Annotated in this window: 10 protein-coding genes; 3 read left to right on the top strand and 7 right to left on the bottom strand. The window is 70.6% G+C overall.

Annotation, left to right across the window (positions count from 1 at the left end; genetic code table 11):
• The first annotated feature begins 74 nt into the window (after positions 1-74).
• Positions 75-416, top strand: a complete 342-nt coding sequence (locus tag ACIBEI_RS35680; protein WP_200395824.1) for an ATP/GTP-binding protein — start codon at positions 75-77, stop codon at positions 414-416.
• Between the two features lie 34 nt (positions 417-450).
• Here the strand turns inward: ACIBEI_RS35680 and ACIBEI_RS35675 are convergent, their stop codons facing one another.
• From ACIBEI_RS35675 to mce, 7 genes are all read right to left on the bottom strand, one after another.
• Complete coding sequence (locus tag ACIBEI_RS35675) at positions 451-1,296, bottom strand: ABC transporter permease (RefSeq protein ID WP_398894556.1); 846 nt, start codon at positions 1,294-1,296, stop codon at positions 451-453.
• Positions 1,293-2,537: an ABC transporter ATP-binding protein gene (locus ACIBEI_RS35670; RefSeq protein ID WP_398894554.1), complete on the bottom strand. Its 1,245-nt coding sequence runs from the start codon at positions 2,535-2,537 to the stop codon at positions 1,293-1,295. The genes ACIBEI_RS35675 and ACIBEI_RS35670 overlap by 4 nt, the downstream gene beginning before the upstream one ends.
• A gap of 110 nt (positions 2,538-2,647) precedes the next feature.
• Positions 2,648-3,418 carry an ABC transporter permease gene (locus ACIBEI_RS35665; protein ID WP_398894552.1) on the bottom strand — a complete coding sequence of 257 codons (771 nt, stop codon included), beginning with the start codon at positions 3,416-3,418 and terminating at the stop codon, positions 2,648-2,650.
• Positions 3,419-3,422: 4 nt separating this feature from the next.
• Positions 3,423-4,418 (bottom strand): ABC transporter ATP-binding protein, encoded by a 996-nt coding sequence (locus ACIBEI_RS35660; RefSeq protein ID WP_398894550.1) that lies wholly within the window; start codon positions 4,416-4,418, stop codon positions 3,423-3,425.
• Positions 4,419-4,561: 143 nt separating this feature from the next.
• Positions 4,562-5,497, bottom strand: coding sequence for a cellulose-binding protein (locus tag ACIBEI_RS35655; RefSeq protein ID WP_234514055.1), 936 nt, complete (start codon positions 5,495-5,497; stop codon positions 4,562-4,564).
• A gap of 182 nt (positions 5,498-5,679) precedes the next feature.
• Complete coding sequence (gene scy, locus ACIBEI_RS35650) at positions 5,680-9,528, bottom strand: polarized growth protein Scy (RefSeq protein WP_398894549.1); 3,849 nt, start codon at positions 9,526-9,528, stop codon at positions 5,680-5,682.
• A 230-nt stretch (positions 9,529-9,758) separates the two neighbouring features.
• A complete protein-coding gene (mce, locus tag ACIBEI_RS35645; RefSeq protein ID WP_398894547.1) occupies positions 9,759-10,199 on the bottom strand; it encodes a methylmalonyl-CoA epimerase in 441 nt (146 codons plus the stop codon).
• 180 nt (positions 10,200-10,379) lie between these two features.
• On the opposite strand from mce, the gene ACIBEI_RS35640 reads away from it, so the two are divergent.
• Together ACIBEI_RS35640 and meaB are read left to right on the top strand one after the other, a co-directional pair.
• Positions 10,380-11,582 (top strand): acetyl-CoA C-acetyltransferase, encoded by a 1,203-nt coding sequence (locus tag ACIBEI_RS35640; RefSeq protein ID WP_398894545.1) that lies wholly within the window; start codon positions 10,380-10,382, stop codon positions 11,580-11,582.
• 31 nt (positions 11,583-11,613) lie between these two features.
• Positions 11,614-12,570: a methylmalonyl Co-A mutase-associated GTPase MeaB gene (gene meaB, locus ACIBEI_RS35635; protein ID WP_398894543.1), complete on the top strand. Its 957-nt coding sequence runs from the start codon at positions 11,614-11,616 to the stop codon at positions 12,568-12,570.
• Positions 12,571-12,664 lie beyond the last annotated feature (94 nt).

Here is a 12,664-nt window from a genome sequence, read left to right as displayed (position 1 = left end):
GTACGCGTACCCCTGGGTGCTCCGCGTAGGCTGGACACAGCCCGTGCTCCCTGTATAGCTCCGTGAGGTGTCCTGTGTCCCCGCGTCGCAACCGTCCCAAGGGTGCCGGTGACTCCGGCCGGAGCCAGTCCCCGGACGGATCGGACCCGTCCGACCGTTACGGCGGCTGGCAGTCGACGGAGAGCTGGCAGGGCGAGGCGTGGAGCGTGCGGCACGTGGCGGGCGCGAGTGCCCAGGGCAAGACGTACCGCTGCCCCGGCTGCGACCAGCAGATTCCCTCCGGCGTCCCGCACGTGGTGGCCTGGCCCGAGCACTCCGGTGTGGACGAGCGGCGGCACTGGCACAAGGCGTGCTGGAACGCGAAGGACCGCCGCACCACACGGGTGCAGCGGTCCCGGAACGCTCCGAGGTTCTAGACCTTCGAACGATTTTGCGTATGTTTCCTACGCGCTAGACATCCCGCTTCTCCAGCAGCGCATAGGCCCCGGCGATCGCCGCCGCGGTCACGCCCACGAGGAGGAGGAGCTGGGAACTGCCGTTCCCGTTGTCGGCGTCGAGCTGGAAGATCCGGGCGAGCGCGTTCGGAGCGTTGTACTCCATCATCTTCTCGCCGATCGTCCGCATGCTCTCGGACATCAGCAGGAACGCGGGCAGGATCGCGGGCACCAGCACCACACCGAGCATCGTGGTGATCGCGCCGGCGGAGTGCCGCAGCATCGATCCCACGGCTAGCGCGAGGACGCCGAGCAGCGACACGTACAGCGCGCCCATCAGGACGGTCCCGCCCCACTCGTTGTCCGACGATCCGCCGTGCATACCCGACGTGATCAGGCCGACCACGCCGATGGAGAGGGCCGACACGACGAACGCGACGACGAAGAAGATCATCAGCTTGGCGGTGAGCACCCGGTAGCGCTGGGGCGACGCCGTGAACGTCGTACGGATCATGCCCGTGCCGTACTCCGACGAGACCACCAGCACGCCCAGCGTGATCAGGCAGATCTGGCCGAGGATCAGGCCGAAGAAGGCGGGGATCGTGTACGGGACGTCCGTGAAGTCCTCGTTGGTGGTCTGGGCGGCGACCAGGAAGCCGATGCCGACGACCAGCAGCACGAAGACACCGAGCGTCCACATTGTGGAGCGCACCGACTTGATCTTCGTCCACTCGGAGGTGAGCGCGTGACCGAGGTGCGTACGCGTGATCGGAATCGGCGAGGTGTACGAAGTGCCGGGCGCACCCTGCCAGTTGGGGGCAGGGGCGGCCTGCTGCTGCATCTGGTGCTGGGGCGTGCTCATCGGGCGTCCTCGGGCTTGCTCAGGTCGGGCGCGGCGGAGGAGGGCTGCGCGGGGGCGGGCTGTGCGGGAGCGGCGGCCGCGGGCGCGGTGCCGGCGGGCTGGGCGTAGGGGTTGGGCTCTCCGGCTCCGGGCGCGGCCGGGGCACCGTACGGGCCCGCGGGCACCCCGGCGGGCGGCTGCCCCTGCGGCATCGCGAACGGCTGGCCGCCCTGCTGGGGCGGCGGCGGGGCGTACCAGCCGGGCTGGCCCTGACCCGGCACCGGCATCTGCTGCGGCGGCATCGCGCCCGGCGGCAGCTCCTGCTGGAGGCCCGCGCGCTGGTCGATGGTGGAGCGGTAGTCGACGGCGCCCTGCGTCATCCGCATGTACGCCTCCTCCAGCGAGGCCTGGTGCGGGGAGAGCTCCCACAGGCGTACGTCGGCGCTGTGGGCGAGGTCGCTGATCCGGGGGAGCGGCAGGCCCATGACACGCAATGCGCCGTCCTGCTCGGGCAGCACCTGGCCGCCCGCCTCGGTCAGCGCGGACGTCAGCTTCTCGCGCTGCTGGGGCTCCGTCTCGGGCGTACGTACGCGGGCGAAGTCGGCCGAGTTGTGCGAGATGAAGTCGCGGACGCTCATGTCGGCGAGCAGCTGGCCGCGGCCGATCACGATGAGGTGGTCGGCGGTGAGCGCCATCTCGCTCATGAGGTGGGAGGAGACGAAGACGGTCCGGCCCTCGGCGGCCAGCGACTTCATCAGGTTCCGCACCCAGAGGATGCCCTCGGGGTCGAGGCCGTTGACCGGCTCGTCGAAGAGCAGCACCTGGGGGTCGCCGAGGAGCGCGGCGGCGATGCCGAGCCGCTGGCCCATGCCGAGCGAGAAGCCCTTGGAGCGCTTTTTCGCCACGTCCTGGAGGCCGACGACACCCAGCACCTCGTCCACGCGGCGGGCCGGGATACCGGACAGCTGGGCGAGGCACAGGAGGTGGTTGCGGGCGTGTCGGCCACCGTGCACGGCCTTGGCGTCGAGGAGCGCGCCGACCTGCCGGGGGGCGTTGGGCAGCTTGCGATAGGGGTAGCCGCCGATCGTGACCTGACCGGAGCTGGGGTTGTCGAGCCCGAGGATCATGCGCATGGTCGTCGACTTGCCCGACCCGTTGGGCCCGAGGAAGCCGGTGACGGAACCCGGCCTTACCTGGAAGGAAAGGTTGTACACGGCTGTCTTGTCGCCATAGCGCTTCGTCAGGCCGACTGCCTCGATCATTCTCCGCACCCATCGAATGGTTCAGGACGTCGGGGCACACGCCCCCGTAAGGCTTAGGAGGATAGCCGGGCGCTGACGGTTCCCCCCAAAGCTGAGCAAAATCGTGAGCCCTACGCGTCCCTCCTCTTGAGCAGCACATATCCGCCCACCACCGCCACCAGCACCCACAGGACCATGATTCCCAGGCCGCCCCAGGGGCCGTACGGCACATCGTCGTCGATCGGGGTGACGACCTGCATGATCTTGCTGCCCGCCTGGTCCGGGAGGTACTGGCCGACCTTCTTGGTGGCGTCGACGTTGCCGAGGATGGCGGAGATCAGGAAGAAGAAGGGCATCAGGATGCCGAGGGAGAGCATCGGACTGCGCAGCATCGTGGCGACGCCCATCGAGAAGAGGGCGATGAGGGTCATGTAGAGGCCGCCGCCGATGACCGCGCGCAGGACGCCAGGGTCGCCGATCGACGCCCGGTGCGAGCCCAGCATCGCCTGGCCGAGGAAGAAGGCGACGAAGCTGGTGGCGAGGGCGACGACGAAGGCGAGTCCGGTCGCCACCGCGATCTTGCTGAAGAGGAACGTGCCGCGCTGCGGCACCGCGGCGAGCGAGGTGCGGATCATGCCGGTGCTGTACTCGTTGGAGACCACCAGCACACCGAACACGATCATCGCCAGCTGGCCGAGACTCATCCCCGCGAAGCTGATGAACGTCGGGTCGAAGGAGAGCTGGTCCTTCGTGCTCAGGTCGTCGAACTCGTTCCTGGACAGCAGCGAGATGAGCACGCCGAGCGCGACGGTGACCACCGCGGCGAGAGAGAGCGTCCACACCGTGGACGCCACCGACCGGATCTTGGTCCACTCGGACCGGACGACCTGGGTCGCGGCCATGGATTCAGCCCTTCTTCCAGTCGTCGCCCCACTGAGGCGCCGGCGGCCGACCGGTGGGTGCGACGGCGGTCGGCGCGGTGCCGGCGAGCCCCGGGTCCGAGTGCGCGTGGTACTCCACCGACTCCGCCGTCAGCTGCATGAACGCCTCTTCCAGCGAGGCCTGTTGGGGGCTCAGCTCATGCAGCACGATCTGGTGCTGGGCCGCGAGCTCCCCGATGTGCTCCGACTTCGAGCCGTCCACTTCGAGCGCCTCGCCGCCGGACTCGACGACGGTGATCCCGGCCCCGTGCAGCACGTCGAGCAGCCGCTCCCGCTGGGGCGACCGGATCCGTACGTACGAGCGTGAGTTCTGCCGGATGAAGTCGGCCATGGAGGTGTCGGCGAGCAGCCGGCCCTGGCCGATCACGACGAGGTGGTCGGCGGTCAGCGCCATCTCGCTCATCAGATGCGAGGAGACGAAGACCGTACGGCCCTGGGCGGCCAGGGACTTCATCAGGTTGCGGATCCAGTGGATGCCCTCGGGGTCGAGCCCGTTGACCGGCTCGTCGAACATCAGGATCCGGGGGTCGCCGAGCAGCGCGCCCGCGATACCGAGCCGCTGCCCCATGCCGAGCGAGAAGCCCTTCGCCTTCTTCCTCGCCACCGCCGTGAGGCCCACCGTGTCGAGGACCTCGTGCACCCGTGCCCTCGGAATCCCGTTGCTCTGGGCGAGGCACAGGAGATGGTTGAAGGCGCTGCGGCCGCCGTGCATGGCCTTCGCGTCGAGCAGGGCCCCGATGTACTTCAGCGGATCCTTGAGATGGTCGTAGTGCTGCCCGTCGATCCGCACATCACCCGCGGTCGGCCGGTCGAGCCCGAGGAGCATTCGCATCGTCGTGGACTTCCCGGCCCCGTTCGGCCCCAGAAACCCGGTCACGATCCCCGGCCGTACGGTGAACGTCAGATGATTCACCGCCATCTTCTCGCCGTACCGCTTGGTAAGCCCTTCAAGCTCGATCATGGCCCCACGCTAAAACGCGACAAAGCCCCCTGCCACTTCAGTGACAGGGGGCTCTATGTCTTTAAGGGGCCGCGCCCCGTCAAGGGGCGCGGGGAACTGCGCGACCAGCCACAACCGGCCCGCAGCTCTCCCACAACCCATCCCTACCGGGACTGCTGCGCAGGAACCCCACGAGAGATCGGCTCGTCCTCGGCCGGAGAGCCCGCGGCAGCGACCGCCGCACCGGTCAGCGTCGCGAGCATCTCGCGAACATTCGTCAGCTGAGCGTTGATCGAGTCACGACGGTTCGTCAGAGCCGCCAGCTCACGCTCGGATTCGGAACGGATCCGGTCCGCCTTGGCGTTCGCGTCGGCCACGATGTCCTCGGCCTGGCGCTGAGCCGTCTCCACCGTCTGACGGGCGCGGCGCTCGGCGTCCGTACGCAGCTTCTCGGCCTCCAGGCGGAGCTGCTCCGCGCGGTGCTCGATCTCCGCGAGACGCTTCTCCGCCTTGGCCTGACGCGAGGCCAGGTCGCGCTCGGACTGCTCCCGGCGCTTGGCGAGGTTCGTCTCGAAGTCGGCGGCGGCCTGAGCGGCCTTCGCACGGGTCTCCTCGAAGAGGGCGTCCGCCTCCTCACGCTTGGACTGCGCGTCCTTCTGAGCCTCGCTACGCAGCTGAGACGCGTCGGACTTGGCCTTCTCGACGATCCGGACGCCCTCGTCCTCCGCCTTGGCCTTGCGGTCCGCAGCGAACGATTCTGCGTCGTTACGCACCTGCTGGGCCGCCGACTCGGCGAGCTCACGGTGCTGTTCCGCCGCGCGACGGGCCTCTTCGCGCAGGTCCTTCGCCTCCTCCTCGGCGAGGCGGAGGATCTTCTCGACGCGCGCACCGAGGCCGGCGTACGACGGCTCGGCGTCGCTGACCTGGGCCTGGGCGTTCTGCGTTTCGAGATGGAGCTCCTCGATGCGCTTTTCCAGAGCAGTGATACGGGCCAGAGCGCTGTCACGGTCGGAGACGAGCTTCGAAATGCGTTCGTCCACCTGAGCGCGGTCGTACCCACGCCGCACAAGCTCGAAGCCGTAGGGGGAAGTGTCGCTCATGGGGTTCCTGTCGAATGAGACCGGTGAGGTGATAGGTGGAATCCTAGGGGGCAAGACGGTGTGTCATCGAGCAGTAGCCCGATTGATATGGAGAATGACACCCTTTTTGATGGCTAACTGCCGGAGCGCTTGCCAGAGACGATGCCGAAGGCCTCTGGCAAGCACGGAAATTGGCCATTTGGCTAGCCCTCCGACGGCTTGCCACCCGAACGAGTCGCACCGGCCGCAGCGGCAGCCTTGACGCCACCGTCCTTGCCACTCGACGGGGCCTCAAACGACTCCAACGCCTCAAGGACGTCCTGGACACGGGAGATCTCGGCATTGATGTCCTCGCGGCGCCGGACCAGCACTTCCAGCTCGCGCTTGCCCTCCTCGACCGCGGCCCGCGCCTCGCGCACCGCCTCGGACCTGATCGCCTCGGCCTCGGAGATGAGCGCGGCCTTCTTCTGCTCGGCCTCCTTGAGAAGCCCCTCCGCCTTCTTCACGGCGGCGATCCGGACCTTGCCCGCCTCGGAGTTGGCCTCCGACACCAGGTCCTTGGCCTTCGCCTCGGCTTCGCGCAGCTGGTCCTCGGCGGCCTTGATGAGCGCGTCGCAGCGGTCGCCCGCCGCCTTCATCGTCTCCGCGGACTCCCGGCGGGCCCGGTCGTGCAGATCCTCGATCTCGCCGGTGATCCGGTCACGCAGCTCCTCCGCCCGCTCTCTTATGGCGGTGGCGTCCCGGCGCGCGCCGACCAGCAGCTCGTCCGCGTCCGTCCGGGCCCGCTCCACCAGCGAATTGCCCTCGACGGTCGCCTCGGAGACCAGCCGCTCCGCCTCGTTGCGGGCGGCGCCGACCATCGTGTCGGCATGCCCCTCGGCGTCCGCGGTGGTCTTGTGCGCCGTCTGCTGGGCCTCCGTGATGAGCTTGTCGGCCTCGGCGGCCGTCTCCGAGATCAGCGTGTCGACCTGCTCGGCCGCCTCGGAGCGCCGCTTGTTGGCCTCCTTGCGCGCCTTGTCCAGGGTGTCGTCGGCCTCGTCGCGTGCGTTCGACATGAGCCGGTCCGCCTCGGCGGCCGCCTCGTTCTTGACGCGCGCCGCCTCCGCCCTGACCCGCTCGGCGTGCTGCTGCGCGGAACCGACCGTCTCGGCCGCCTCGGCGCGCAGCCGTTCCGCGTCGCCCGTCGCGTCCGAGATCAGCTTCTCGGCCTTCGCCACGGACTCCGAACGGACCCGCTCCGCCTCCGCGTTGGTCTCCGCCGTGAGCCGCTCCGCCTCCGACGTCACCTCGGTGATGAGGGTGTCGGCCTGCGTCGCCGCGTCCGACCGGATGCGGTTGGCGTCCTCGCGGGCCTCGGCCCGCGCCCGTGAGGCGTCCTGCTCGGCCGCCGCGACGGTGTCCGAAGCCTCCGTACGGGCCCGCTGGACGAACTCCGAGGCATCCGAGCGCAGCCGCTCGGACTCGGTGATCGCCTCCGAGACCGTGCGCTCCGCAAGGGACTTGGCGGCCTCCGACTCCTGCTGCGCCTCGCGCCGGAGCCGGTTGCCGTCCTCGGCGGCCCGCTCCCGCTCCGCGTACGCGTCGGCGCGGACCCGGTCGGCCTCCTGCTGTGCCTCGGTGCGCGTGCGCTCCGCCGCGTGCTCGGCGGCGCTGCGCAGACCCGTGATCTCCTCCTGGGCCTGCTCGTGCAGCCCGGCGACGGAGTCCCGGACCTGCTGTGCGGTCTGCTCGGCGGCCGACACCATCTCGGTCGCCCGGCGGTCCGCCTCCTCGACCAGCCGCAGGGCCTCGGTCTGGGCCTCGTCCACGCGGTTGCGCGCCGAGGCCAGCAGCTCCTCGCTCTGCTCGCGAGCCCGCTCCCGCTCCTGGTCGGCCTCCTGCCGGGCGGCGCCGAGCAGCTCCTCGGCCTCGCGGCGACGCCTGGCGGCCTCCTCCTGGGCGGCGGACAGCGCCTCGGCCGCCTCGGTGGCGAGCCGCTCCGCGGCGGCCTGCGCCTCCGTCCGTACGCGGTCCGCGGTGTCCAGCGCCTCCGACTTCAGCCGCTCGGCCTCCGCCGCGGCCTCCGAACGCAGCCGTACGGCGATGGACTCGCCCTCGGCACGCGAGGCGGACGCGTCGGAGGCGGCCTCGTCGCGGAGCCGCTCGGCCTCCGCCTCGGCCTGCGCCTGGAGCGTACGGATCCGCTCGGCGGCCTCGCCGCGCAGCCGGTCGATCTCCTCGGCGGCCTCACGGCGGATCCGCTCGCCCTCCGCGCGCGCGTCGGTCAGCGCCTCCTCGGCGGACGCGAGGCGCTCCTCGGCCTCCGTGTGCAGCCGGGTCAGCCCCTCGGCGGCCTCGGCCTGGCGGGCCGCTATGGCCCGCTCGGTGTCCTCGTGCAGTTCGCGGGCGGCACGCTCGGCCTCCGCGATGATGCCCTCGGACCGCTCGACGGCCTCCGCCCGGTGCCGCTCGGCCTCCGCGCGGGTGCGCTCCAGGGTCTCCTCGGCCTGTCGGCGCAGCGTCGTGGCGCGCTCGATGGCCTCCGTACGGACCCGCTGGCTCTCCGTCGTCGCGTTCGACCGCTGGTCGTCCGCGTCGGCCTTCGCCTTGGCGAGCAGTTCCTCGGCGGTCTTGGCCGCCTCCTCGATCTGCTGGACGGCCTCGCGCCGGGCCTCGGAACGGATCCGCTCGCCCTCGGCGTTGGCGTCCGCGCGCAGCTGCTCGGCGTCGCCGCGCAGCCGGCGCGCCTCCTCCTGCAGCTCGACCGTCTTGGCGCGGTACTCCTTGGTGTCGTCCTTCGCCGTGCCCTTGAGCTGCTCGGCGATGTCGTGCGCCTCGGCACGCAGCCGGTCCGCCTCCGCCTCGGCCCCGGCGCGGATCCGCTCGGCCTCCTCGGACGCGGCCTTGGTGGTCGACTTGGCTTCCTCGGACGCCTTGTTCAGGACGTCCTCGGCCGTACGGGCCGCCTTGGCGAGCTGGGAGGCGGTCTCCTCGGCGGTGAGGCTGCGCGCGTGCTCCTCGGCCTCCGCGACGATCTTCTCGGCGGCGGTCTTGGCGTCCGCGACGACCTGCTCGGCCTCGGCCTTGGTCGCCTCGGCCTCCTTGACGGCCTCGCTGACCAGCCGGGCGACCTGCTCCTTCGCCGTACGCCCGCGCTGCTCGTTCGCCGACTCCGCGCTGGAGAGCGCCTTGGCCGCGGCCTCCTTCGCCTCGGCGAGGACCTTCTCCGCCTCGGCCCGCGCCTCGCGCAGCGCCGACTCGGCCTCGCTTATGCGCTGCTCGGCGGCCCGGCTCAGCTCGCCGGCCTGACGGCGCGCGCTGTCCGACTCGGTGGCGGTCGAACTGCGCAGCTGCTCGGCGTGGTCGGTGGCCTCCTGGGCCTGCGTCGACGCCGCGTTCAGCAGCCGCTCGGCGTCGGTACGGGCCCGGCGCAGCAGCGCCTCGGCCTCCGCGCGCGCCTGCTCCGCGTCGCTCTGCAGCCGCTGACGGGCCTCCGCGGCGACCCGCTCGGCCTCCGCGCGGGCGGCGGCCAGGGCCTGCTCCGCCTCGCCACGGGACTCGTCGACCAGCCGGCGGGCCTGCTGCTCGCTGCGGGCGCGCAGCTGCTCGGCCCACGCCACGTTCTCGTTGACGTGCGACTCGACGCTCTGCCGGCGCTCGGAGAGCTCCTGGTCGAGCTGCTGGCGACGGGTGACCGCCTCCTGGTGCAGCTCCGCCTGGAGGCGGGCGGCCTGCTCGGCGTGCTCCTGGAGGATCCGCTGCGTCTGCGCGCGGGCCTGACTCAGCTCCCGCTCGGCGTCCTGGCGCAGCTGGTCGGCCTGGATCTGCGCGTTACGGAGCATCTGCTCGGCCTGATAGCCGATGTCGGCGCTGTCGTAGGCAGGCCGGGTCGCCAGACTGCGGCGCGCCTCGTGCAGCTTGGCGCGCAGCACCTCGACCTGATAGCCGAGGTCCTCGGCGTGCTGGACGGCCTTCTCCCGCTCGGTCTTCAGCCGTTCCATCTCGGCCTCGAACCGAGAGAGGTGGTCGACGTCAGCCGCCGGCTCTCGCTCCTGGCGTTCGTAGCCCCGCACTGCGCGGTCCCATCCGTCCCCTGGTCGCAAGTCTCTCCAAACGAGCACCGTCCATCCGCCGAACGGGGCCCCCGGGGAATGGTGTCAGATCAACGGCGGAGCACACGCTGCTGCTCCGCCACTCGCCCCCGAAACCTGGACCCCGGCCCTCGGATCCTGACGATGAGGACCCGGACCGCCCCGAAGAAGCGGCGGCCGTCCCCAACCCTACCGGCCCTTATGTACGCGGGTCAGTGCTCAGGTGACTCAACAGGCGCCGATGTGACCAGTTCTGTCAGGACGCCATGGCAATCCTTTGGGTGCAGAAAGGTGATGCGCGACCCCATCGAACCCCTGCGCGGCTCGTCGTACAGCACGCGTACGCCCTTGTCGCCGATGGCGGCCGCGTCCGCGTCCACATCCGCCGTACCGAAGGCGATGTGGTGCACGCCCTCACCGTTCTTGGCCAGCCACTTCCCGACGGCGGAGTCCTCGCGGGTGGGTTCCAGGAGCTGGAGATAGGAGGCGCCCCCGTCGGACGTCTCATTGATCTTGAGCATGGCCTCGCGCACGCCCTGCTCCTCGTTGACCTCGGTGTGGAAGACCTCGAAGCCGTACGTGGCACGGTAGAACTCGACAGTCCTGTCGAGGTCGAAACAGGCGATCCCGATGTGGTCGATTCGCGTCAGCATGGTGTCAGTGCAGCGCTCCCGAGGCGGTTACGCAACGTGCGCGCGATCACACACCGCGCCGGATGACGGGGGGCGTACCGCTCAGTACATTTTCAGTACACCCTCATCTGGGGGGATCCCCCCAGACCCCCCCAACTCGTTCACTCCTCAGCTGTGCAAGCTGGAAGGGGATCGCTCCTCATGTCTGGAACGAACAGCACCACCTCCGTCATCGTCGCGGGTGCCCGCACCCCGATGGGACGGCTGCTGGGCTCTCTGAAGTCCTTCTCCGGAGCCGACCTCGGTGGTTTCGCGATCAAGGCCGCCCTCGACCGTGCGGGCATCGGCGGCGACCAGGTGCAGTACGTGATCATGGGCCAGGTGCTCCAGGCCGGGGCAGGGCAGATCCCGGCACGCCAGGCCGCGGTCAAGGCGGGCATCCCGATGAGCGTCCCGGCGCTCACGATCAACAAGGTCTGTCTGTCGGGCCTCGACGCCGTCGCGCTCGCCGACCAGCTGATCCGCGCCGGCGAGTTCGACGTGATCGTGGCGGGCGGCCAGGAGTCCATGACCAACGCTCCCCACCTGCTGCCGAAGTCCCGGGAGGGCTACAAGTACGGCGCGATCGAGATGCTCGACGCGATGGCGTACGACGGGCTCACCGACGCCTTCGAGAACATCGCCATGGGTGAGTCGACCGAGAAGCACAACACACGCCTGGGCATCCTGCGGCCCGAGCAGGACGACTTCTCGGCCCTCTCGCACCAGCGGGCCGCCGCCGCGCAGAAGAACGGCCTCTTCGAGGCCGAGATCACTCCGGTGGAGATTCCGCAGCGCAAGGGCGAGCCCGTCGTCTTCAGCGAGGACGAGGGCATCCGCGGCGAGACGACCACCGAGTCGCTCGGCAAGCTGCGGCCCGCGTTCGCGAAGGGCGGGACGATTACCGCCGGCTCGGCCTCGCAGATCTCCGACGGGGCGGCCGCCGTCGTCGTCATGAGCAAGGCCAAGGCGCTGGAGCTCGGACTGGACTGGATCGCGGAGATCGGCGCCCACGGAAACGTCGCGGGACCGGACAACTCTTTGCAGTCGCAGCCGTCGAACGCGATCCAGCACGCCCTCAAGAAGGAGGGCATCGGCGTCGAGGATCTTGACCTGATCGAGATCAACGAGGCCTTCGCCGCCGTCGCGGTCCAGTCAATGAAGGACCTCGGGGTGTCGACGGAAAAGGTGAACGTCAACGGCGGTGCCATCGCCCTCGGTCACCCGATCGGCATGTCCGGCGCCCGGCTCGTACTGCACCTCGCCCTCGAACTGAAGCGGCGGGGCGGCGGGGTGGGCGCGGCGGCGCTGTGCGGTGGCGGCGGACAGGGTGACGCGCTGATCGTGCGGGTACCCAAGGTCTGACGCGTTTTCCCGCTCGATGAACGGAGCTGTGATGCAGGACGTCGCCTCGCTGGTGACCCAGGCCAGGGAAGGCAGGCCGCGGGCCGTGGCCCGGCTGATCTCCCTGGTGGAGGGGGCGTCCCCGCAGCTCCGCGAGGTCATGGCCGCACTGGCGCCGCTCGCGGGCAACGCGTACGTCGTGGGGCTCACGGGCTCGCCCGGTGTCGGCAAGTCGACGTGCACGTCGGCGCTCGTGACGGCCTACCGGCGGCAGGGCAGGCGGGTTGGTGTCCTCGCCGTCGACCCGTCCTCGCCCTTCTCGGGCGGTGCGCTCCTGGGCGACCGGGTGCGGATGTCGGACCACGCGTCCGACCCCGGGGTCTACATCCGCTCCATGGCGACGCGGGGGCACCTCGGCGGGCTCGCCTGGGCCGCCCCGCAGGCCATCCGGGTGCTGGACGCGGCGGGCTGCGACGTCGTCCTCGTGGAGACCGTCGGCGTCGGGCAGTCCGAGGTCGAGATCGCCTCGCAGGCCGACACGAGTGTGGTGCTGCTGGCTCCCGGCATGGGCGACGGCATCCAGGCCGCCAAGGCGGGGATCCTGGAGATCGGTGACGTGTACGTCGTCAACAAGGCCGACCGGGACGGGGCGGACGCGACCGCCCGCGAGCTGAACCACATGCTGGGGCTCGGGGAGTCCCGGGGGCCCGGGGACTGGCGGCCGCCCATCGTGAAGACGGTCGCGGCGCGGGAGGAAGGGATCGACGAGGTCGTCGAGGCGCTGGAGAAGCATCGGGCGTGGATGGAGGAGCGGGGAGTTCTCGCGGAGCGGCGTCTCGCCCGGGCCTCCCGGGAGGTCGAGACGATCGCCGTCACGGCCCTTCGCGCCCGGATCGCCGACCTCCACGGAGACCGGCGCCTCAGCGCCCTCGCGGAGCGCATCGTCGCGGGCGACCTTGACCCCTACCAGGCGGCGGACTCCCTGGTGAAGGGCCTGACAGAGGGCTGACCCTGGGTTTCCTCGCCCCCGCCGCCCCTACCCATTCCCGTCCTTCTGGGGCTCCGCCCCAGACCCCGTGGGGTGCGTTGTCGGGTGCGGGCCC

It is taken from the genome of Streptomyces sp. NPDC050988, assembly GCF_044456225.1.
Classification (GTDB): Bacteria; Actinomycetota; Actinomycetes; order Streptomycetales; family Streptomycetaceae; genus Streptomyces.
Note: the sequence above shows the minus strand (reverse complement) of the source record. Positions and strands in the feature narration are given on the sequence as shown.